We start from the raw sequence: 21,368 nt of genomic DNA, 5'->3' as shown, positions 1-21,368 counted from the left end.
GACCTAGGCCCGCCATTCCGCGTATCGCCCATCCAGCGCCCGATCGAGATAGAAGGCGGCGCTGATCAGCGCGAGATGCGTAAACGCCTGCGGGAAATTGCCGAGGAAATGGCCCCGCTCGTCGAACTCCTCCGGATAGAGCTGCAGATGGTTGCCGTAGAGCAGCAGCTTCTCGAAATTGATCCGCGCCTCCTGCAGCCGACCTGCCCTGGCAAGGCATTCGACATACCAGAAGGAACAGGCTGCGAATGAGCCTTCCTTCCCCGTCAGCCCGTCTTCGGAGCGATAGCGCATGACAAGACTGTCGTCGGCGAGCTGCCGCCCGATGGCATCGAGCGTTTTCAGCCATGCCGAATCCGTAGCACTGATGAACCGCACCAGCGGCATCATCAGGATTGCGCCATCAACCTCGGTGCCGCCCTTGCTCTGCACGAAATGGCCTTTCTCCTCGTTCCAGAAGCTCTGCCAGATATCCTCGTTGATCGCATTGCGCACCTCGATCCACTTCTCGAAGGGCGCGGCAAGCGAGCGTTTCGAGGCGAGCCGGATCGCGCGGTCCACCGCCACCCAGCACATCAGCCGGGAATGCAGATGCTCGCGCGGCTCGCTGCGGATTTCCCATATCCCTGCGTCGGGTTCCTGCCACGTGTCGCAGACCCGATCGACCACCTTGCGGACGGCAAGCCAGCCCGCATGGGAGATCGCCTCGCCATACTTGTTGCTGATGTAGATGGAATCGAGCAGTTCGCCGTAAATATCGAGCTGTAGCTGCCCCGCCGCATTGTTGCCGACGCGGATCGGCCTTGCGCCGCCATAGCCGGCGAGATGATCGAGCGTCGCCTCCTGATATTCCTGGCTGCCATCGATCTCGTACATGATCTGCAGATGACCATCGGGCGAATCCTTGGCGCGCGCATTGGCCCAGCGCGTGAAGGCAGAGGCCTCATCCTGATAGCCGAGCCGCATCAGAGCATAGACGGTGAAAGAAGCATCGCGGATCCAGGTGGCGCGATAGTCCCAGTTTCGCGACCCGCCGGCCGATTCCGGCAGGCCGAAGGTCGCCGCAGCCGCGATCGAACCGTGCTGACTTGAGGTCAAGAGCTTCAGCGTCAGCGCCGAGCGGGTGACCGCGTCGCGCCAGCGGCCGTGATAATTCGACCGGGCCGCCCATCTCTGCCAATATAGGGTCGTCGCCTCTATCAACTCGGTAACGTCTTCGGGCTTCAAGTCGGGAATGTCATCCCCCTCTTCTTCGAGGACGAAGTCCGCCGTCTCTCCTGCCTTGAGTTTGAAACTCGCCTTGACGCTGCCCTTGCCGGCTTCGAACGGGACGGTGCCGGCCAAGCGGAGCCTAAGGCCCTCTCCGCTGTCGAAGATCGCCTTGCCCTCGCCGACCTTTACCGAAGGGGTAGAGCGAGCGTAATTGAACCGCGGCCAGCAATGCAGCTTGACAGGCACGGTTCCCCGCGTCGCTTGCACCCTGCGGATCACCTTGCCGACGCACTTTCCATCGCCGCCGGGTCTCGGCATAAGGTCGATGATTTCAGCGCTCGCCTCCTCGCCCAGCCAGCGGGTCAGAAGCACATTGCTTTCCGGGATATACATCTGGATGACCCGCGCGCCGTCGATGACGGGCCTGATCTCGAACGCCCCGCCCCTGTCGGGATCGAGCAAGGCGGCAAAGACGCTCGGACTGTCGAACTGCGGCCAGCAAAGGAAATCGAGCGTTCCATCGCGCGCCACCAGCCCCATGGTCGCGAGATTGCCGATAGCGCCATGTTCCGCAATCGGCCGCGGGATCGGTGCCTCGGCCACCCGTCCCTCGGTTTCGCCCTTTGCATCCGTCCGCGGCATAGGCCGCTTATGCCTGCTCACATCGACATCCTCGTTTTGTTCGATGTGACAACGCTTTGGGGAGGGTATCGGTTGCGCCTGGCAAATGAGGCGAGGATCAAGAGGGAGTTAGATTGTGTGCAGTCGATAAAGATTGAGGATGGTGAACAGCGCGCTCCCAGCCATCTGCCTCCCTCTATCTGGAAGCAAGTCGCCGCGACCGGGCACGCGCATGAATTCTTGCCAACCACGAAAAGGCGCCGTTTCCGGCGCCTTCTTGTCGTTACCCATCGACCTCGGCGTTCTGGGCCTGACGTTCAAGATAGTGCTGGTCAATGTTCGGCAAGGGTTCATCATCAATTGCCGCCTCGAAGGCCTTCAGGCGCTTGTGGATCGACAACAGCTCGATGATGGTCGTCCAGGAATTGACGAGATACTGGAACGAGTTGCTCACCTGGCCGAAGGCGGTCGAAATCTGCTGGAATATGCCGTAAGTAATGGCGCCGGCCACGATTGTCGGCACCATGAAGAAAAATACAAAGAGATTATCGGCTTGAAGATAGGCATATCGGGCCAAGTTAAAATACATATAATGGAAGTATATTCGGAAATAGTTACGGCGAACGTTGTCGAAAAGGGCAACAACGGTAATAGGCTGGGCCCGGTCAGCGTGGTCCTCACCGTAGACCAGCTCCTTGCGGTAGGCCGCTTCGACGCGCTGATTGCGGAAATTCAAGCCGGGCAATTTAATGCCGGCGAAAGCCAGCAAGAACGTGCCGAATATTGACCAGAAGAGCGCCAGCCAAAACAATGAATTCGGCACTTTCCCGATGAACGGTAGGTCGGTGACGTAGCTCGACAGAGCCAGAAGGATCGGTAGAAAAACAACCAGCGTCATGACTGAATTGATGAGGCTGATACCCAGGCCTTCGAGCGTGCTCGAAAAGCGCATCGTATCTTCCTGAACACGCTGTGAGGCACCTTCGATGTGCCGCAGCTTTTCCCACTTCGCCATGTAAAAGTTGTTCATGGCCGTTCGCCAGCGGAAAATATAGTGGCTGGTGAAGAAGTCGGTTATGATCGACACGAACATGCTGAGGAAGGCGATCTGCGCAAAGGTGATCATCAGATCATAGAAATTTCCCTCTACGATCCCTGGTTTCTTAGACAACGCGTTCTGCAGAAGATCACCGAAGGGTCGGCGCCAGTTGTTTATCACAACCGAAATCTGCACGCCGAAATAGGTCACGAAGATGATCAGAGCCGAGCCCCAGATAGACCAGAGCTTCCACGGATGGTGTATCGCCTTGAAATGCCAGAAGCCGCAAAAAATGACGGTCATCAAAACGAAGTAGCCGTAGAACCAGATATTCTCGCGAAGCAGGAAAAACGACAGATCATAGGGCTGCTGCTCTTCCGCAACTGGCGCGAAACCATGGGCCGCACCGAAACCTGCCGCAAAGAAATACCAGCCTAAGATGGCAACCAGCGTCCAGACGACGAGCGAGGTAAAGAACGGCCTGGGCTGCGGGAAAAACGAATGGAACACTACTAGGCGCTTTCCTGAGATGGAACATCGGAAGTATCAGATGATACTGTTGTGGCGCGAAACTAAGGCAGTTCGAATGAAGCGGCAACGCCCTTCACCCGTTTCTAACGTATTTGTAATCGCTTAATGCGCTGCAGCAATGTGTGAGTGCGGCCGCGCCACCTTCCCTCCTCCCATTGAGCAATCGTACAGCGATCATCGCTACGATGAATTATCGTACGATACTTGAAATCAATTATCTTACGATATATGTCTTACGACATGACGAACGATAGTGCTCGTCATTCATCTCAAAGGAGACAAACACGATGAGAGGATTTCATGGAGGCAGGTTCGGCGGTGGCTTTCACATGGCCGAGGCGTATATGTTCCGGCACGGCGGTGGTCATGATTCACGCTTTGCTGAGGAGAAAGAGTTCATGAGAGGCTTCAAGGGCGGCATGTTCGGCGGCGGGTTCCGGACCGGCCGTAAATTCGACGCGGCGGACTTGCAGCTGATCATTCTCGCACTTCTGTCCGAACAGCCGCGGCATGGCTACGAGCTGATCAAGACCTTGGAAGAGCGCTCCGGCGGTTTCTACGTCCCGAGCCCGGGCGTGATCTATCCGGCTTTGACCTACCTGGAAGAAACCGGCCTTACCGAGGTCGAGGTCAGTGGCACCAAGAAGCTCTACAGCATCACCGAGGCTGGCCGGAAGCGTGTGGAAGAGAACCGCGTGACCATCGAGCTGACGCTTTCGAAGCTCGAACGCATCGGCGAGAAAATGGAGCATGTCCGTCGCGTCTTCGGGCGCGAAGACGATGATGCTGGCGAAGACCGCGATCGCTTCGATCGCGATGCGGGCGACATCCGTGTTGCGCGCCAGCTTCTGCGCTCGGCGCTGCGGTCGAGATATCCGTGGTCGAAAGAGGAAGGCAAGCGCATCGCTGCCATTCTCGAACAGGCGGCCGCCGATATCCTGCGTGCCAGGTCCGAGCCGGACGAAGAATGACCGGCGAATAGCCGACGAAGCGGCAGTCAGCCGCGATCGTCGGCAAGCGTCAGGATGATGGGACCGTTCCGCGTGGCGACGACCGTGTGTTCGAACTGCACGGTCGGCGCGCGCGGATCGCCATAGAGCGTCCAGGCATCATCCCCGCCTTCGGCCCAGGTGGCCCCAAGCGACAGGAACGGCTCGACGGTGAAGACCAGCCCGTCTTCCATGATGCGCGTTTCATCAGGATCGGCCCAGGTGGAAACTTCCGCCGGCTCCTCGTGCAACGAGCGGCCGATGCCGTGGCTGGCGAGATTGGCAACCAGCGTGTAGCGGTTCTTTGCGGCAAACGCGCCGATCGCGTGTCCGACCTTGGAAAAGGGCGCATTGCTGCGCACCTGGTTGAGGCCGACCCAAAGCGCCCGCTTGCCGTCGCGGCAAAGCCGCTCGATCTTCGGCTTGACCGGCGGTACCGCGAAGGACGCGCCAGTATCGGAAAAGAACCCGTCCTTTTCCGCCGACACGTCGAGATTGACGAGATCGCCCGCTTGGATCTTGCGCGGACCGGGAATGCCGTGCGCCACTTCTTCGTTGACGCTGATACAGGTCGCGCCCGGAAACTGGTAGACCGTCTCGGGGGCCGACCGCGCGCCGGAATCCTCCAGCAGCTTGCGGCCGATCGCATCGAGTTCCAGCGTGGTGATGCCGGGCTCCAGCGCTGCCGCCATCGCCTGCAGCGCGTTGGCGCAGATGCGGCCAATCTCCTTCAGCTTGGTGAGTTCGTCCTCGTTCGAAATGATCATCTAGGCTTCCGGCTTGCCAGCGACCTTGCGGTCGAGAGAAATCAGGCCGAGGCTTTCGCCTCTCCACCTTCGGCAGTCAATGCCTTTCTAACCAGCGGCGCGACTTTCGTGCCGTAGAGCTCGATGCCGCGCATGACCTGCTCATGCGGCATCTGCCCGATCGCCATCTGCAGCAGGAAGCGATCGTTCCTGAACAGCCTGTGATGCGTGATGATCTTTTCCGCCACCGTTTCGGGATCGCCAAGGAAGAGATTGCCGGTCGGGCTGCGCGCCATGTCGAAATGCGCCCGGCTGGTCGGTCCCCAGCCGCGCTCGCGGCCAATCCGATTCATGACCTCCGCCTGCGGACCGTAGAACTGGTCGGCGGCCGCATCGGTCGTATCGGCGATGAAACCGTGGACGTTGATGGATGTCTTGAGCTTCGCCGGATCCTGATGGGCGCGGCGGGCGGCCTCGCGGTAGAGATCGAAGAGCGGCGCAAACCGGCGCGGTTCACCTCCGATGATGGCAAGCGCCACGGGAAGGCCGAGTGCGCCAGCCCGCGCCACCGATTGCGGCGTGCCGCCAACGGCGATCCATACCGGCAACGGTTCCTGCAGAGGGCGCGGATAGACGCCGCGATCATGGATCGGCGCGCGAAGCTGCCCTTCCCAATTGACCATCTCACCATCGCGGATCGCCAGGAGCAGGTCGAGCTTCTCCTCGAACAGTTGGTCGTAGTCTTCGAGATTGTAGCCGAACAGCGGGAAGGATTCGATGAACGAGCCACGGCCCGCCATGATCTCTGCGCGACCGTTCGACAGAAGATCGAGCGTGGAGAATTGCTGGAACACGCGCACCGGATCGTCCGAACTCAGCACGGTGACGGCGCTCGTCAGCCGGATGTTTTTCGTCTTGACGGCTGCCGCCGCAAGAGCGACTGCCGGAGCCGAGGCGGCATAGTCCGGCCGATGGTGCTCGCCGAGCCCGAAGACATCGAGTCCCACCTGGTCCGCAAGTTCGATTTCCTCGATCAGGTTCTTGAGCCGCCGCGCCGCCTCCGGCCCCTTGCCACCAGCGGGATTGGGATCAACATCAGCAAATGTATAAAGACCGAGTTCCATGGTGCCTATCTCGTTGAGCTTTTCGCTGAGATAAGGTTGCCCCATCTCTGTGGCAAATATAAATTCTGGAACGGATCATTCGATAATATTGATAGGCGGCGCGGCAGCTCAATACTTGGCAAGCAGCGTCGGCAGTTCCCCGCTCAGGGCATCGCGGGCTATCAGATCTGAATATGATAGCCTCGCGTTTGCCGTTTTTCGCTTGCCAGCCTTTGCCGAATTCTAACCTAAAATCAATCACTTGCGGTCTTGAACGGAATCAGCCTGCGAAGCGCTTCACAGCGCAGGTAAAGACCGCCCCAGACCATCAGGCCCAGATAGAGTCCAAAGAGCAGATGCGAGAAGATCGGGCTGCCGACCCGCAAATGCGTGGCCATCGCCCCGCCCATCAGGCCGGTCAAGAGGATAGCCCCGACGATCGACGTCCGCGGGATTGCGTAGAGCAGCGCGCAGACAAGTGTCAGCACCCCGAGACCACGGGCAAGCATCGGATCGCCGGAATAGCCCAATGCCGTCATGGTCTCGGTGACAGCAGAAATCGGGATCAGCTTGATGATGCCGTCGAAGGTGAGAAACGCCACGACCAGCCCTGTAAGCGTCAGCCCGGCGATACGCTGCGGTCTCGATATCGATGTTGAATCGGCAACATAGGACGTGGCCCTAACCCCCATTATCGATTCAGGATTTCAGATCCTGGAAACAAGCTCGGCAAGCTGGTCGGCCGCCTTTCCCCACCCTTCGTGGAAGCCCATCTTCTCGTGCGTCTCCATGTCCTCGGCGGTCCAGTGAAGCGCCTGCCATGTATATCGCGTGCGCCCGCCGCCGATATCCTCGAGCAGGACGATCGCAGTCATGAACGGCTTTTCGGACGGGACCCAGGCGCTGACATAAGCGTCGGTTACGACGATCTTTTCGTTCGGAATGATTTCGAGATAGACGCCGCGGTTGGGAAACTCTTCGCCATTTGGTCCGCGCATGACGACGAGGCTCGCGCCGCCGGGACGAAGGTCGAGCTCGGCAAGGCTGACCGTCCAGGGCCGAGGCGTGAACCACTGCTTCAGCAGTTCCGGTTCGGTCCACGCGCGAAATATCTTCTCGCGCGGCGCGTCGAACTCGCGGATCACTTCAAGTACATATTTGGCTTCTGTAGTCATGGTCCGTTCCTTCCCTCTTTGCTGAAACAATTCCTGAGTGTGTCCTAGCCCAAGGACGTTACATCTTTCGCCGCCCCGACAAGAGCGCGGTATTATTTTATTGAATTAGGTTGGATCGTCCGAGCTTGTGCCTGTCACGATACCGCATCCACCCTCTCGTAGCGCGCACGGCTGAGACTGACACAGCTGGAAACCGCCGCACAGATACCGGCCAGAACAAGCGCTATGCCGGGCGCACTTGTCAGCGGCGTGGTTTCGAAAATGATTGACATCGAAATCGCGCCGAGAGTTTGCCCGAGAAGACGAGCAGTGCCCTGCATGGCTCCCGCGGCACCGCTGCGCGCCTTCGGTGCTGAGAGAAGCAGAATTCGGTTATTCGGCGTCTGGAAAAGACCGAAACCAATACCGGCGATAACGGTACCGATCACAAATGCGATTCCTCTCGGTTCGGGCGGGAACAAGCCCGCGATCAGGAGACCGATAGCCAGCAACCCGCCGCCGGAGGCGCAAAGCCAAGCCGTCTTGATGCGGTCGGCCAGCCGCCCGGAAATCGGGGCAATGATGATCGTCGCAGCTGGCCACGGCATCATGTAGAGCCCCGCCAGAACCGGGCTCATATGCAGGGTGTGCTGAAGATAGAACGGCAGCGCGACATAGCTCAGCATCTGGCCGGTAAAGCACGAGATCGACGCGATGACCGCGACGCGGAAGGCAGGCTCGGCCAAAAGGTCCCTCGGGATCAGCGGCGCAGCGCTCTTGCGTTCGACATATAGCAGCGCGACGAGGCACAGGATGGCAGCGCCAACCAGGATGGAGCCGCTGATCGGCGCGCTGGCAATCCGGTCTGCTCCGGAGAAGAACAAGATGAACATCAGCGTATTGGCAAGCAATGCCGTGATGTTCAGCTGCCGCTTCACGCCCTCGCGATAACCCAGAAGCCCGCCGCACAAAAGGACGACGATCCCGATCGGTATGTTGACGGCAAACAACCAGGGCCAGCTGGCAACGGAAAGGATCGCTCCGGCCACGCCCGGGCCTGCAGCCGACGAGATCGCAATCGTCATGGCATTCACGCCGATGATGGTGCCGAGCAGCCGTTGCGGCACAGCAAAGCGCAGGTTCATCGCCCCGAGCGCCATCATCGCGCCGCCGCCCAGTCCCTGAACAAACCGGGCAGCCACAAGCACGGGCAGATTTGGAGCAAAGGCGCAGCCCGCCGAAGCCGCCGTGAAGAGGGCGACGCCGATCAGGAAAACACGCCGCGGGCCATGAATCTCCCCCAGCGCTCCACAGGGCAGAAGCGCGACAAGCACGGCAAGCTGATAGCTCGACACGACCCATACGGTGTCGCTGGCATCGGCACCGAGCGAGGCGGCGATCGACGGCAGCGCGACATTGGCGATGGCGCTGTCCAACACGACGAGGACGAGCGACACAAGCAGCACACCGACCGCCAGATACAGGCGCGGCGAAGGCAGCCCATCATGGGCAGGATTCAGGGATGAAGCTACGGACATCGGCGGACACTCCATTCGTTTGTCTGCCCCATCGATATCGGCGACCTATCAATTGCACCAGACGCAACGCAGGAAACAGACCGTTGCGTTCAGCGCCTCTCCTCGGTAACCTGCGCCCATGCACGATCTCGACCTGAACCTGCTGGTAGCCCTGGACGCCTTGCTTCGCGAGCGGAGCGTATCGGCTGCGGCGAGAAAGCTCGGTCTCAGCACATCCGCCATGAGCCGGACATTGTCGCGGCTAAGGAAGGCGCTGGGGGACCCCATTCTCGTTTCCGCGGGACGCGCCATGGTGGCGACGCCGCATGCTGAGGCTATTGCCGAGGAGGTGCGCTCACTGACCTCAGCGGTTCAGGCGGTCCTAAGCCCGCCCAGGGACATCGATATCAGCGAAATCAAGCGTGATTTCACCATCCGGGCGAACGAGGCCTTCGTCCTGCTCTACGCCGCCCGCCTAAGTACCGCGGTCTCGGAGGCCGCGCCGGGCATCCGGCTCCGCTTCGCACCCAAGCCGAACAAGGCAATTCAGCCGCTGCGGGACGCCTCGATCGACCTCGACATCGGCGTCGTCGCCGGCGACGGCGCGGAACTGCGCGGCCAGACGCTGTTCGAGGATGGTTTTGTCGGGGTCGCGAGAACGGGCCACCCGCTGCTCACCGGCCGGATAACGCCAGAGCGCTATGCGGCCTGCCGACACGTCGTGTCTTCCAGACGCGGGCATTTTTCCGGGCCGGTCGACGACTCCCTTGCCGCGCTGGGCCTGTCGAGAAAGGTCAATCTCGTGGTGGCGAGCTACCCGGCCGTGATCGCCGTCGCAGCCGCAACCGACCTTGTCGGCCTGATACCGCGCTCATATCAGGTCGGCGTGGCGGGCGAGACCGAAACTTTCGAGCTGCCGGTAGCAACCCCTGGCTTCGTCATCGCACAGACATGGCATCCCCGCATGGATGCGGACCCTGCGCATCGATGGCTGCGCGCATTGATCTTCGAAGCCTTCAGATCAAAGAACGACCGCTAGTGCGACGAAGGCGTCGGGGCGGAGGGCGAAATCGCATCGGCCTGCAGCCGGTCGAGCTGAAGCCGGATATGGGCAGCCTCGGCAGGGGAATTGGCGAGCGCGATCGCCCGGCCAAAGGCTTCGCAAGCCTCACCGTTGCGGCCAATCTGCATCAGGAGCCCGCCCCGCAACCCGTGGAAATAGAAATAGTTGCCGAGCCTGCTGCCAAGCGTCTCGACCAGCGCCAGGGCCTCGTCCGCCCCCTTGAGTTTGGATAGGGCAACCGCGCGGTTGAGAGTGACCACAGGCGACGGCTGTATCTGCTCAAGCGCCCTATAGATAAGCTCTATCTCCTGCCAATCGGTTTCCTCGGCGCGCTGGGCGCGGGCGTGCAAGGCCGCAATCGCCGCCTGCATCTGATAGGGGCCGGGCTGGCGGTGGCGGATCGCCTTGTCGAGCAATGCCAGCGCCTCGTTGATCATGTCGCGGTTCCAGACCGAACGGTCCTGGTCTTCCAATAGCACGATCTGGCCTGCGGCATCGAAGCGGGCGACCTTGCGTGAGTGCTGCAGCAGCATCAGGGCGAGCAATCCCATCGTCTCGGGCTCTGCGGGAAAGATCCGCAGTAGCAGCCGCCCAAGCCGGATTGCCTCGTCCGAAAAGGCAGAGCCGTCGCGACCTGAGGCCTCCGACGAATAGCCCTCGTTGAAAACGAGGTAGATCATGGCGCTGACCCGCGACAGCCGTTCGGCGCGCTCCACTGCACCCGGCGTTTCAAATTCGACGCCGGCGGCTGCAACGCGCGCCTTCGCGCGGGTTATGCGCTGTTCCATGGCGCTCTCGCCGACCAGGAATGCGCGGGCGATCTGCGCGACAGTGAGACCGGAGACGATGCGCAACGCGAGCGCAATCTGCTGTGTTGCCGGCAAGTCGGGATGGCAGCAGATGAACAGCAGCCGAAGAATGTCGTCGCGATAATTCGCCCCATCCAGCCGATCGGCCATATCGGCTTCCGCATCGCCGGTGTCGGAGAAAACCTCCTCTTCCGGCAGCGGTTGCGTCTTCGAGCGGCGCCGCACGGTATCGATGCCGCTGTTCCGGCCAACAAAGATCAGCCAGGCGACCGGGTCGCGCGGCGGCCCCTTGTCGGGCCATGTTTTCAACGCCCTGAGGCAGGCCTCCTGAAAGGCCTCTTCTGCGGTATCGAGATCACGAAAATATCTGAGCAATGCGCCGAGCACCTGCGGACGCGCCGAGGTAAGGGAAAGCTCGATCCAGCCAATATCGGTCATGTAGAGACCTCTCCGGGCCGAAAGACGTAAAGCGGCCTGATCTCGTAGGCACCGACGCCGGGATTGGCGGCCGCAAGCTCTTTGCAGAAATCGAGCGCCGCATCGAGCGTCTCGAAATCGACGACATAGAAGCCGAGCAGCTGTTCCTTCGTCTCTGCAAAAGGTCCGTCGAGGACCAGGGGCTCGTCCTTGCCCTTGCGCAGCGTCGTCGCCGATGTCGTCGGCATCAGCCGCGCGACGGGGCCAAGCTTGCCGGCTTCCGCCAGCGGCTTCTGAACCGCGATCAGCCGCGCCATCGTGGCGTCTTCCTCTTCCTTGCTCCAGGAAAAGACGGCATTTTCGTCGTTATAGCAAAGGATGGCATAAAGCATCGTGTTCTCCTTCTCCGATAAGACGAAGGAGTAACGCCCCAGCCGACAGAGCGCATCAGAAATTTAGCACGTTTGCGAAAGCGCCGGTCGCCTCCTCACTTCGCCTTTCGGCCGCCGCCAGCGCGTATCCTGCCCATGACTTCCGCTAGAGCCTGCATGTTGAGATCGCGGACATGCCTGATAGCAAGACCCGGCGCGATATCGTTGGCCGCCGTCTTCGGGATGCCAATACGCTGCGACAGGTAGATACTGGAGTGGCCGCTGAAGAGATAGGCAAGGAAGCAGGCAACGGCGAGGTAGACCGCATGCGTCGCGCCAAAGAGTTCGATGCCCATGATCATGCAGGCAAGCGGCGTGTTCGTGGCACCCGCAAAGACCGCGACGAAGCCGAGCCCGGCAAAGAGATCAGGCGGAGCGCCGAAGATCGCGGCAAGCGCATTGCCAAGGGCCGCTCCGATGAAGAACAGCGGCGTCACCTCCCCGCCCTTGAAACCGGCGCTCAGGGTGATGACGGTAAAGACCGTCTTCCAGAGCCAGCTCCAGTAGTCGACGCGGGCAGGATCGAAGAGGCCTGCGATCGTCGCATCGGCGGGATTGGGCGACCATACGCCGAGCCCGAGATATTCGCGCGTTCCCAGCAGATAGACGAGAGCGATGAGGACAAGGCCGCCGACGACCGGCCGCAGCGGCGCATAGGTGCAGATCGTTTTGAAAAAGGCGGACACGGAGTGCGACAGCTCGGCAAAGGCCCTCGCCATCAGCCCGAAGAGCATGCCGGCAATGCCGACCTTGAGGAGCAACAGTGCCTCCAGATGGAATCCACCGGCATCCGCCGCGCCCGAGAGATAGCCGATATGATACTGGATATGCTCGATGCCCCAGGCATGGCAGGCCCAGTCGGCGGCAATCGCTGCCATCAGACAGGGCAGCAGCGCTTCGTATTGCATGCGGCCGATGGTGAGCACTTCGAGCGCAAAGACCGCTCCGGCAATCGGGGTGCCGAATACGGCACCGAAGCCGGCAGCGATACCGGCCATCAGCAGGATGCGCACGTCCGTCGATTTCAGCCGAAACACCTTGGCAAAGGCGCTGGCTATGCTGCCGCCGAGCTGCACCGCTGTCCCTTCGCGTCCCGCGGAACCGCCGACCAGATGGGTAAGCACCGTCGAGACAAGAATGAACGGCGCCATCCTTAGCGGCACCCCGCCGCCGGGCTCGTGGATCTGTTCCACGATGAGGTTGTTGCCGCCCTCTGCCGAGCGTCCGAACCGCTGATAGGCAAGAACCATCAGGAAGCCGGCAACCGGCAGTCCGTAGATCAGCCAAGGGTGGGCGAAACGGGCTTCCGTTGCGCGATCGAGGCTCCAGAGAAACAGCGCACAAAGCGAGCCGACCACAGCTGCCATGGGCAGGACGATCACGATCCATTTTATGATGCTGCGCAATTGCAGGATGCGGGGGGCGAGAAATTCGGATGCGGACATATCAGTTGACCCCTCCGGCCAGAACACAGGCAGGCAGCGCGGAAACGCGAAATTTGAGGGAAAGACGGAATGTAAATTCAGGCACGACTCTACTCCTTCGCCATTAGCCGGCGGGTTGAGTAGGAGTCATCAGCTTCTCGGGAAGCGGTTCGACCGTCATGGCCCGGCAGAATCCATTGCCGTTCAGCCTGAATAGCCACCCGGCAGCCCTGCTGTCAACGGCGCGATTTGGAGACTGCCGCGATCTATGCCTTCGCGGAAATGGGAAGTCTGGCGCCAGCGAATTCCTGGCCCGTCCAGAGAGGCAGACCGATCGCCTTCGACACGGCAGGATCGGCCGTGTAGACCGGATAGCCCTTCTGCATCAGCCTTGTCAGGATCTGCCTGTCCATCTGGACATGCATCCGCGCGAGGTTTTCCTGATTGTAGGCATGGCCGCCCGAATCCGGGTTAATGCCTGTGATGATCACCGATGGGGCACCGTTGCAAAGCGCAAAAAGCACGGCGTTGACGCCGTTGGAGCATTTGGATTCGGCCTCCATCTCGCAATTCTTCAGGCCGCATATTTTATCGAGCAAAGCCATTCGCTGGTATCGATCGACCATCTGGAGGCGATCGTAGCAATAGTCGAAGGCTTTCAGGCCGGCCTCGAGGCGCGGAAGGCCTTCGCGCCACAGGAGAACGTAGAGCATCTTCGTGCGCTGTCCATTCAGAACGCGCCGGACCTCGACCGCATTGGTGTTCGTGCCCTCGATCTGATTGAACTGCATCAGGGTGATATCGGGGACCTCGACTCCCCATTTTTTCACCACCGTCTGCGAGCCATTGATGGTGATGACCCGGAAGCTTTCGTCAAATCCATCGGGCTTGTGGGATATCGGCGCCGAACCGACAACGACGACGGGACCGGAAAAGGGTTGCGGCGCAACAGGGGGATCGGGTCGAATGATCCGATATTTGATGTTGCGATAAACCTGCTTCTTGATGTCCGCGAAGTTGAGAGTCATGCCGCCCTGAAAATCTAGCTTCACCGAATAACGAATGAAACTAATTTAGAGGCGAGAAAAGTCCACCCTTCACCGGACGAAACTATTGGTTGTTCACATTTTTGTCACACCCGCCGCCTTGGCGGACGGTATCCACTCGATGAATATTTAGCCCTCCCCACAATCAGGGCGTGGTCCGCACCGCTCAGACGTCGCTTAGCGTCCGCTTGACCGCATTCTTCCAGCCTTTCAGTTTGGCTACCCGCGTTTTCTCATTCATCTCAGGTTTAAAACGGCGATCCCGCGCCCAGGCTTTGGCAAAGGCTTCGCGGTCGGGCCAAACGCCCGCCCTACTGCCGGCGAGCCACGCTGCCCCGAGCGCCGTCGTCTCCAGGATGGTCGGCCGGTCGACCGGCGCGTCGAGCAGATCGGCGAGCCGCTGCATCGTCCAATCGGAAGCAACCATGCCGCCATCGACGCGCAGCACGGTATTGCTGCCATTCTTCCAGTCCCTATGCATGGCATCGAGCAGGTCGCGGGTCTGGTAGCAGACGGCTTCCAGGGCGGCGCGGGCAAACTCCGCCGGACCCGTGTTGCGGGTCATGCCATAGAGAGCTCCACGGGCATTCGCATCCCAGTGCGGCGCGCCGAGACCGGTAAAGGCGGGCACCAGATAAACATCTTGCGTCGGATCAGCCTTTTCCGCCAAGGCCCCGGAATCACTGGCCTGCTTGATCATTCCCAGCCCGTCGCGCAGCCATTGTACGGCAGCACCAGCGATGAAGATCGAGCCCTCAAGCGCATAAGTCGTCTCGCCGTTCAGCCGGTAGGCGATCGTCGTTAGCAGGCGGTTCTTCGAGCGCACCATGTCCGGCCCGGTATTGAGCAGCGCAAAGCAGCCGGTACCGTAGGTCGATTTCAGCATGCCCTGCTCGAAGCAGGCCTGGCCGATGGTTGCCGCCTGCTGATCGCCGGCAACGCCGAGGATAGGAATGGCGGCGCCGAAGAGTTCCGGATCGGTCACGCCGAAATCGGCGGCGCAGTCCTTCACCTCAGGCAGCATGGCGGAGGGAACGCGCAGGATGTCGAGCAGATCCTCGTCCCAGGCATTGGTGCCGATATTGTACATCAGCGTCCGTGAGGCATTGGTTGCGTCAGTCACGAAGCTCTTGCCGCCAGTCAGCCGCCAGATCAGGAAAGTATCGATCGTGCCGAAGCAAAGCTCGCCCTTGGCGGCGCGGGCGCGGGAACCCTTGACGTTGGCGAGCAGCCAGGAAAGCTTGGTGCCGGAGAAATAGGGATCGAGCAGCAGGCCGGTGCGGCGGGTGAAGAGCTTCTCGAGATCCTGCCGCTTCAGCTTCTCGCAATAGCTGGCGGTGCGGCGATCCTGCCAGACGATGGCGTTGCCGATCGACTTGCCCGTCGCGCGATCCCAGACGACGACGGTCTCGCGCTGATTGGTGATGCCAAGTGCCGAGATATCCTTTGCCTCGATACCGGCAGCCTTGATCGCCTTCTTGACTGTCGTCAGAACCGATTGCCAGATATCCTCGGGATCGTGCTCCACCCAGCCCGATTGCGGATAGATCTGCGGGAACTCCATCTGCCCCGCTCCGGCGATCTTCATCTTGCCGTCGAAGACGATCGCCCGCGTCGAGGTCGTTCCCTGGTCGATCGCCAGAACATATCCCGCCATTGTTATCCTCCCATAGGCTCTTCGGATGGAATGAATAAGGCACCAAAACGAATGTGAAAAGAAAAGAAATCGAAAATATTATCGAGTGAAGCGCGATGGGCGGCAAGCGCCACACCGCCTATGGTCTGCACGACACTCGTGTCCCATATTCGTCGAAAGACAAGGAACGTAGCCATGGATATCCGCCCAGAGAAGCCGAACGACGTCGAAGCGATCCGCGGGATCACCAAATCGGCCTTCGCCTCGGCCGCCCACAGCAGCCAGACGGAACCCCAAATCATTGATGCTCTTCGTCAAGCTGGCGCCCTGACGATCTCGCTCGTTGCAACGGAGGAAGACGAAGTTCTCGGGCATGTTGCCTTTTCACCGGTCACGATCGATGGCGAAGACAAAGGCTGGTACGGGCTCGGCCCGGTTTCGGTGCGGCCCGACCAGCAAAGGCAGGGCATTGGTGAAAGGCTCGTCCGCGACGGCCTTTCCCGGCTGCAAAACATGGGTGCCATGGGATGCGTGGTTCTGGGCGATCCCGGCTACTACCAGCGCTTCGGTTTCCGCAACGACGACAGCCTGATCTTCGCCGATGCACCGGCCGAGTATTTCATGCGACTGGCGTTCGCCGAACCCCTTCCCTCAGGGCAGGTCCACTATCACGATGGCTTCAACGCGAGCTGATGGACATGTCCCTTGATTCGGGACTAGGCTGCCACTGATTGCAGTGCAGCACAGTAAGCGGAGATTTTCATGCCCAGAACAGTCGTCGTGACAGGATCCACCAGCGGCATCGGGCTCGCCATTGCGACGGCCTTTGCGGCAAAGGGCGAGAACGTCGTGATCAACGGCTTCGGCAAGCCGGAAGAGATCGAGGCGATCAAGGATCGGCTGCAGTCGTCCGGTGGCGGCAGGGTCCTCTATCACCCGGCCGACATGACCAAGCCCGCCGAAATCGCAGACCTCATCACAACGGCCGCAAAAACCTTTGGCGGCATCGACGTTCTGGTCAACAATGCCGGCGTCCAGCATGTCGAAAAGATCGAGGATTTCCCGATCGACAAGTGGGACCAGATCATCGCCATCAACCTGTCCAGCTCCTTCCATACGATGCGCGCTGCAATCCCCTTCATGAAGGCGAAGAAGTACGGGCGGATCATCAATATCGCCTCGGCGCACGGCCTTGTCGCCTCGCCCTTCAAATCCGCCTATGTCGCGGCAAAACATGGCATACTGGGATTGACGAAGACTGCCGCCCTCGAGCTTGCGGAATTCGGCGTGACCGTGAATGCGATCTGCCCCGGCTACGTGCTGACGCCGCTGGTGGAAAAGCAGATCCCCGATACCGCGAGGGCCCGCGGCATGACCGAGGAGCAGGTGAAGACCGAGGTGATCCTCAAGGCGCAGCCGACGCGCGAATTCGTCAAGGCCGAGGAGATCGGGGCAATGTCGCTCTATCTCGCCAGCGATGACGCGAGACAGATCACCGGCACACATCTCTCGATTGACGGGGGATGGACTGCGGCATAACCATACAAGGTTGAGACCGGCGTAAAAAAAGCCGGCTCGACAATAAAGACAATAAGCCGGGAACAATATGAACGACAGCATCCGCTTCATCCTCAACAGCGAGGAGATTTCGCTATCCAGCCTGCGCCCGACGGAGACGCTCCTGGATTTCCTGCGTCTCAAGCGGCATCTGACAGGCACGAAGGAGGGATGCGCGGAGGGCGATTGCGGCGCCTGCACCGTTCTGGTCGGGCGGCTGATCGACGGCGGCCTGCGCTATGAATCGGTCAATGCCTGCATCCGTTTCGTCGGCTCGCTCCATGGCACCCATGTGGTCACGGTCGAACACCTGGCCGCCAAGGATGGCACGCTGCATCCTGTCCAGCAAGCGATGGTCGACTGTCACGGCTCGCAATGCGGATTCTGTACGCCCGGCTTCGTCATGTCGCTCTATGGCCTCTGGCTCGCAACCGAGAAGCCTGACCGGGCCGAGATCGAAAAGGCGCTGCAGGGCAATCTCTGTCGCTGCACCGGCTACGAGCCGATCGTCAGGGCCGCCGAGCAGATAAGCCGGACGCGCCCGAGCGCCCTCTTTGATCCCCTGGAAAAAAATCGCTCCGATATCATAGCCCGTCTCTGGGCCATGCGTCCGAAGGAAACCATCACCGTCTCCTCGGGCGAGGACAGACTTATCATCCCCGGCTCCATGACCGATCTTTCCCGCATCCTTGCCGACGAGCCCGACGCGACCATTGTCGCCGGCTCCACCGATGTCGGTCTCTGGGTGACGAAGCAGATGCGCCGGCTTAATCCCGTGGTCTTCATCAATCATCTCCTCGACCTGCAGATGATCATACAAGGCGACAAGGGCTTCACCATCGGATCGGGCGTCACCTACAGCCAGGCCTTCGCGACCATGGCCGCAAAGATCCCGACGCTCGGCAATCTCATCAACCGCATTGGCGGCGAGCAGGTACGCAACATGGGCACGATCGGCGGCAATATCGCGAATGGTTCCCCGATCGGCGACAGCCCGCCACCGTTGATCGCGCTCGGCGCAACCGTCAAGCTGCGCTCCGCTAGCGGCACGCGCATGGTCGCGCTGGAAGACTATTTCATCACCTATGGCAAGCAGGATCGGGCAAAGACCGAATTCATCGAAAGCATCTTCGTCCCCTATCCGCCCGCTGAAAGCCAGTTTGCCGTCTACAAGATCACCAAGCGCCGCGACGAGGACATCACCGCCGTGCTCGGCGCCTTCCGCCTGACACTCGACGAAACAGGCAACGTCACCGATATCACGATCGCCTATGGCGGCATGGCCGGCATACCGAAGCGAGCCCGCACGGTCGAGGCCGAATTGCTGGGCAAACCCTGGATCGAAGCAACCATCAACGCCGCTCGCGCCGCTTTCGACACGGATTTCCAGCCCCTCACCGACTGGCGCGCCACGGCCGAATACCGGCAGCTGACGGCAAAGAACCTGCTCATCCGCTTCTATCTGGAAACATCGGGCGCACCGCAGGAGCTGAAGCGGTTCGAGGAGGTGGCGTGATGTTTGTGCAAGCCCATACCCCCTCTAGCCTGCCGGCCATCTCCACCACAAGGGAGGAGATCACGCATGGCACTGCCTCGCCCCACCGACAGAAATTCCTCGGGGCAATCAAACCCCTCCCCCTCATGGAGAAGGGTTGGGGAGGGGTTTTGACCACAAAGACCGGAGGAGCCATCTGATGGACAAGTCCGCCTTCGAAAACCCAAAGGCCGTCATCAGCGGATCCATGCACGGCTCGACGCGACATGATTCAGCGCATAAGCATGTGACCGGAACTGCCGATTATATCGACGATATTCCCGAACCCAAGAACCTCCTGCATGGCGCGCTGGGCCTCTCAGACCGCGCACATGCCGATATCCTTTCCATCGACCTTTCGGCAGTGAAGGCCTATCCGGGCGTCGTCTGGGTCTTCGCAGGCAAGGACGTGCCCGGCCTCAACGACGTTTCCTCTAACGGCATGCATGACGAGCCGCTGCTTGCGGAAACCAGGGTCGAGTTCCACGGCCAGCCGATCTTTGCTGTCATCGCCGAGACGCGCGACGCCGCCCGCCGCGCAGCCACGCTCGCCAAGATCGAATATGCCGACCTGCCGCATTGGAGCGACATCGACGGCGCATTGGAGAATGGCGGCGCCGTGGTCTACGAACCGATGACGCTGAAGCGCGGCGAGGCAAAGGCGGAGATGGCGAACGCGCCGCGCCGGCTGACCGGCCGCATGCGCATCGGCGGCCAGGAGCACTTCTATCTGGAAGGCCATATCGCCATGGCAATCCCCGGCGAGGACGACGAGGTCACCGTCTGGTCATCCACCCAGCATCCGAGCGAAATCCAGCATATCGTCGGCCACGTCCTGAACATTCCCTCCCATGCCGTGACCGTCAACGTGCGCCGCATGGGCGGCGGCTTCGGCGGAAAGGAAACGCAGGGCAACCAGTTCGCCGCCCTTGCCGCCCTCGCTGCCAAGAAGCTGAAGCGCGCGATCAAGTTCCGCCCCGACCGCGACGAGGACATGGTCGCGACGGGCAAGCGCCATGATTTCATGGTCGACTACGAGGTCGGCTTCGACGGGGACGGCCGCATTCACGCCGTCGACGCCACCTATGCGGCGCGCTGCGGCTTCTGCTCCGATCTCTCAGGCCCGGTCACTGACCGCGCGCTCTTCCATGCGGATTCCAGCTATTTCTATCCGCATGTGCATATCGTATCCAAGCCACTGAAGACCCACACGGTTTCCAATACCGCCTTCCGCGGCTTCGGCGGACCGCAAGGCATGCTCGGTGGCGAGCGCATGATAGAGGAAATCGCCTATGCCCTCGGCAAGGACCCGCTCGAAATCCGCAAGCTGAATTTCTACGGCCAACCAGGCTCCGGTCGCACGACGACGCCCTATCACCAGGAGGTGGAGGACAACATCATCCGCCGCATCGTCGACGAGCTCGAGGAAAGCTGCGACTACCAGGCCCGCCGCAACGCCATCATCGAATTCAACCGCTCCAGCCGCTATATCCGCAAGGGCATTGCGCTGACGCCGGTCAAATTCGGCATTTCCTTCACCATGACCGCCTTCAATCAGGCTGGCGCGCTCGTCCATATCTATCAGGACGGCTCGATCCACCTGAACCATGGCGGCACCGAGATGGGCCAGGGCCTCTACATCAAGGTGGCGCAAGTGCTGGCCGATGCCTTCCAGGTCGACATCGAACGCGTGAAGATCACGGCGACGACAACCGCCAAGGTGCCGAACACATCAGCGACAGCAGCCTCCTCCGGTTCCGATCTCAACGGCATGGCCGCCTATGACGCTGCCCGGCAGATCAAGGAACGGCTGGTCGCCTTCGCCGTCGAGAAATGGGGCGTCGGGGCAGAGGAGGTCGTCTTCCTGCCGAACCGGATTCGCGTCCGCGACGTCGAGATCCCCTTCCCCGATTTCATCAAACAGGCCTATTTCGGCCGCGTGCAGCTTTCGGCGGCCGGCTTCTACAAGACGCCGAAAATCCATTGGGACCGCAAGGCAGGACGCGGCACGCCCTTCTATTATTTCTCCTACGGCGCATCCTGCACGGAAGTCTCGATCGATACGCTGACCGGTGAATACCTGATCGACCGCACGGACATTCTCCACGATGTCGGCCGCTCGCTGAACCCGGCGATCGATATCGGCCAGGTCGAGGGCGCTTTCGTCCAGGGCATGGGCTGGCTGACGACCGAAGAGCTGTGGTGGGACGACAAGGGCCGCCTGCGGACGCATGCCCCCTCCACCTACAAGATCCCGCTTGCATCGGACCGACCAAAGACCTTCAACGTCCGCCTCGCCGAATGGGCTGAAAACACCGAACCCACCATCGGCCGCTCCAAGGCCGTCGGCGAACCGCCCTTCATGCTGGCGATTTCGGTCCTGGAAGCCCTCTCGATGGCCGTCGCCAGCGTCAGGGATTACAAGGTTTGCCCGCGGCTTGATGCGCCGGCAACGCCGGAGCGCGTGCTGATGGCGGTCGAGCGGTTGAAGGCGATGTGATGATTCAGGGGGGTCGCATCACACCCACGAACCCTCCGG

Annotated in this window: 18 protein-coding genes and 1 riboswitch; of the genes, 6 read left to right on the top strand and 12 right to left on the bottom strand. The window is 60.8% G+C overall.

Annotated elements, in window-relative coordinates; genetic code table 11:
• Positions 1–3: 3 nt before the first annotated feature.
• Together EV561_RS07025 and sbmA are read right to left on the bottom strand one after the other, a co-directional pair.
• Positions 4–1,875 (bottom strand): glycoside hydrolase family 15 protein, encoded by a 1,872-nt coding sequence (locus EV561_RS07025; RefSeq protein ID WP_245512601.1) that lies wholly within the window; start codon positions 1,873–1,875, stop codon positions 4–6.
• Between the two features lie 241 nt (positions 1,876–2,116).
• The gene (gene sbmA / locus EV561_RS07020; protein ID WP_132519079.1) at positions 2,117–3,382 is read right to left on the bottom strand and encodes a peptide antibiotic transporter SbmA; all 1,266 of its coding nucleotides are present in this window, start codon (positions 3,380–3,382) and stop codon (positions 2,117–2,119) included.
• Positions 3,383–3,801: 419 nt separating this feature from the next.
• Between sbmA and EV561_RS07015 the strand changes: the two genes are divergently transcribed.
• Positions 3,802–4,374, top strand: a complete 573-nt coding sequence (locus EV561_RS07015) for a PadR family transcriptional regulator (protein WP_132519900.1) — start codon at positions 3,802–3,804, stop codon at positions 4,372–4,374.
• A 26-nt stretch (positions 4,375–4,400) separates the two neighbouring features.
• Here the strand turns inward: EV561_RS07015 and map are convergent, their stop codons facing one another.
• The 5 genes from map to EV561_RS06990 all read right to left on the bottom strand — a co-directional run bounded on the left by map (position 4,401) and on the right by EV561_RS06990 (position 8,861).
• Positions 4,401–5,159 (bottom strand): type I methionyl aminopeptidase, encoded by a 759-nt coding sequence (gene map / locus EV561_RS07010; RefSeq protein WP_132519076.1) that lies wholly within the window; start codon positions 5,157–5,159, stop codon positions 4,401–4,403.
• A 41-nt stretch (positions 5,160–5,200) separates the two neighbouring features.
• Positions 5,201–6,262 (bottom strand): LLM class flavin-dependent oxidoreductase, encoded by a 1,062-nt coding sequence (locus tag EV561_RS07005; RefSeq protein ID WP_132519073.1) that lies wholly within the window; start codon positions 6,260–6,262, stop codon positions 5,201–5,203.
• Positions 6,263–6,495: 233 nt separating this feature from the next.
• The gene (locus tag EV561_RS07000) at positions 6,496–6,933 is read right to left on the bottom strand and encodes a DoxX family protein (protein WP_132519070.1); all 438 of its coding nucleotides are present in this window, start codon (positions 6,931–6,933) and stop codon (positions 6,496–6,498) included.
• A gap of 15 nt (positions 6,934–6,948) precedes the next feature.
• Positions 6,949–7,416: an SRPBCC family protein gene (locus tag EV561_RS06995; protein ID WP_132519067.1), complete on the bottom strand. Its 468-nt coding sequence runs from the start codon at positions 7,414–7,416 to the stop codon at positions 6,949–6,951.
• Between the two features lie 134 nt (positions 7,417–7,550).
• Positions 7,551–8,861: an MFS transporter gene (locus EV561_RS06990; RefSeq protein ID WP_132519897.1), complete on the bottom strand. Its 1,311-nt coding sequence runs from the start codon at positions 8,859–8,861 to the stop codon at positions 7,551–7,553.
• Between the two features lie 190 nt (positions 8,862–9,051).
• Between EV561_RS06990 and EV561_RS06985 the strand changes: the two genes are divergently transcribed.
• Positions 9,052–9,951 carry a LysR family transcriptional regulator gene (locus EV561_RS06985; protein ID WP_132519064.1) on the top strand — a complete coding sequence of 300 codons (900 nt, stop codon included), beginning with the start codon at positions 9,052–9,054 and terminating at the stop codon, positions 9,949–9,951.
• Here the strand turns inward: EV561_RS06985 and EV561_RS06980 are convergent.
• The 5 genes from EV561_RS06980 to glpK form a co-directional block, all read right to left on the bottom strand.
• Positions 9,948–11,222: an RNA polymerase sigma factor gene (locus EV561_RS06980; RefSeq protein ID WP_132519061.1), complete on the bottom strand. Its 1,275-nt coding sequence runs from the start codon at positions 11,220–11,222 to the stop codon at positions 9,948–9,950. The genes EV561_RS06985 and EV561_RS06980 overlap by 4 nt on opposite strands.
• Positions 11,219–11,593: a YciI family protein gene (locus tag EV561_RS06975; RefSeq protein WP_132519058.1), complete on the bottom strand. Its 375-nt coding sequence runs from the start codon at positions 11,591–11,593 to the stop codon at positions 11,219–11,221. The genes EV561_RS06980 and EV561_RS06975 overlap by 4 nt, the downstream gene beginning before the upstream one ends.
• A gap of 95 nt (positions 11,594–11,688) precedes the next feature.
• Complete coding sequence (locus EV561_RS06970) at positions 11,689–13,077, bottom strand: voltage-gated chloride channel family protein (RefSeq protein WP_132519055.1); 1,389 nt, start codon at positions 13,075–13,077, stop codon at positions 11,689–11,691.
• A gap of 113 nt (positions 13,078–13,190) precedes the next feature.
• A riboswitch (Fluoride riboswitch) is annotated at positions 13,191–13,267 on the bottom strand.
• Positions 13,268–13,322: 55 nt separating this feature from the next.
• Positions 13,323–14,084 (bottom strand): membrane-anchored protein, encoded by a 762-nt coding sequence (locus tag EV561_RS06965; RefSeq protein ID WP_132519052.1) that lies wholly within the window; start codon positions 14,082–14,084, stop codon positions 13,323–13,325.
• Positions 14,085–14,268: 184 nt separating this feature from the next.
• Positions 14,269–15,759, bottom strand: a complete 1,491-nt coding sequence (gene glpK, locus EV561_RS06960) for a glycerol kinase GlpK (protein WP_132519049.1) — start codon at positions 15,757–15,759, stop codon at positions 14,269–14,271.
• A gap of 174 nt (positions 15,760–15,933) precedes the next feature.
• Between glpK and EV561_RS06955 the strand changes: the two genes are divergently transcribed.
• The 4 genes from EV561_RS06955 to xdhB all read left to right on the top strand — a co-directional run bounded on the left by EV561_RS06955 (position 15,934) and on the right by xdhB (position 21,329).
• On the top strand, positions 15,934–16,431 hold the full coding sequence (locus EV561_RS06955) for an N-acetyltransferase (protein WP_132519046.1): 498 nt from the start codon (positions 15,934–15,936) through the stop codon (positions 16,429–16,431).
• Positions 16,432–16,500: 69 nt separating this feature from the next.
• Positions 16,501–17,277, top strand: coding sequence for a 3-hydroxybutyrate dehydrogenase (locus EV561_RS06950; RefSeq protein ID WP_132519043.1), 777 nt, complete (start codon positions 16,501–16,503; stop codon positions 17,275–17,277).
• Positions 17,278–17,344: 67 nt separating this feature from the next.
• Entirely contained in the window at positions 17,345–18,811 is a 1,467-nt protein-coding gene (xdhA, locus tag EV561_RS06945; RefSeq protein ID WP_132519040.1) for a xanthine dehydrogenase small subunit, read from the top strand.
• 178 nt (positions 18,812–18,989) lie between these two features.
• Positions 18,990–21,329: a xanthine dehydrogenase molybdopterin binding subunit gene (gene xdhB / locus EV561_RS06940; RefSeq protein WP_132519037.1), complete on the top strand. Its 2,340-nt coding sequence runs from the start codon at positions 18,990–18,992 to the stop codon at positions 21,327–21,329.
• Positions 21,330–21,368: the final 39 nt, after the last annotated feature.

This window comes from Rhizobium sp. BK376 (assembly GCF_004341625.1).
Taxonomy (GTDB): domain Bacteria; phylum Pseudomonadota; class Alphaproteobacteria; order Rhizobiales; family Rhizobiaceae; genus Rhizobium.
Note: the sequence above shows the minus strand (reverse complement) of the source record. Positions and strands in the feature narration are given on the sequence as shown.

Coding starts and splice junctions, on each gene's coding strand:
- EV561_RS07015 (WP_132519900.1), top strand. CDS start 3,802: ATGAGAGGCTTCAAGGGCGGCATGTTCGGCGGCGGGTTCCGGACCGGC.
- map (WP_132519076.1), bottom strand. CDS start 5,159: ATGATCATTTCGAACGAGGACGAACTCACCAAGCTGAAGGAGATTGGC.
- EV561_RS07005 (WP_132519073.1), bottom strand. CDS start 6,262: ATGGAACTCGGTCTTTATACATTTGCTGATGTTGATCCCAATCCCGCT.
- EV561_RS07000 (WP_132519070.1), bottom strand. CDS start 6,933: ATGGGGGTTAGGGCCACGTCCTATGTTGCCGATTCAACATCGATATCG.
- EV561_RS06995 (WP_132519067.1), bottom strand. CDS start 7,416: ATGACTACAGAAGCCAAATATGTACTTGAAGTGATCCGCGAGTTCGAC.
- EV561_RS06985 (WP_132519064.1), top strand. CDS start 9,052: ATGCACGATCTCGACCTGAACCTGCTGGTAGCCCTGGACGCCTTGCTT.
- EV561_RS06980 (WP_132519061.1), bottom strand. CDS start 11,222: ATGACCGATATTGGCTGGATCGAGCTTTCCCTTACCTCGGCGCGTCCG.
- EV561_RS06975 (WP_132519058.1), bottom strand. CDS start 11,593: ATGCTTTATGCCATCCTTTGCTATAACGACGAAAATGCCGTCTTTTCC.
- EV561_RS06970 (WP_132519055.1), bottom strand. CDS start 13,077: ATGTCCGCATCCGAATTTCTCGCCCCCCGCATCCTGCAATTGCGCAGC.
- EV561_RS06965 (WP_132519052.1), bottom strand. CDS start 14,084: ATGACTCTCAACTTCGCGGACATCAAGAAGCAGGTTTATCGCAACATC.
- glpK (WP_132519049.1), bottom strand. CDS start 15,759: ATGGCGGGATATGTTCTGGCGATCGACCAGGGAACGACCTCGACGCGG.
- EV561_RS06955 (WP_132519046.1), top strand. CDS start 15,934: ATGGATATCCGCCCAGAGAAGCCGAACGACGTCGAAGCGATCCGCGGG.
- EV561_RS06950 (WP_132519043.1), top strand. CDS start 16,501: ATGCCCAGAACAGTCGTCGTGACAGGATCCACCAGCGGCATCGGGCTC.
- xdhA (WP_132519040.1), top strand. CDS start 17,345: ATGAACGACAGCATCCGCTTCATCCTCAACAGCGAGGAGATTTCGCTA.
- xdhB (WP_132519037.1), top strand. CDS start 18,990: ATGGACAAGTCCGCCTTCGAAAACCCAAAGGCCGTCATCAGCGGATCC.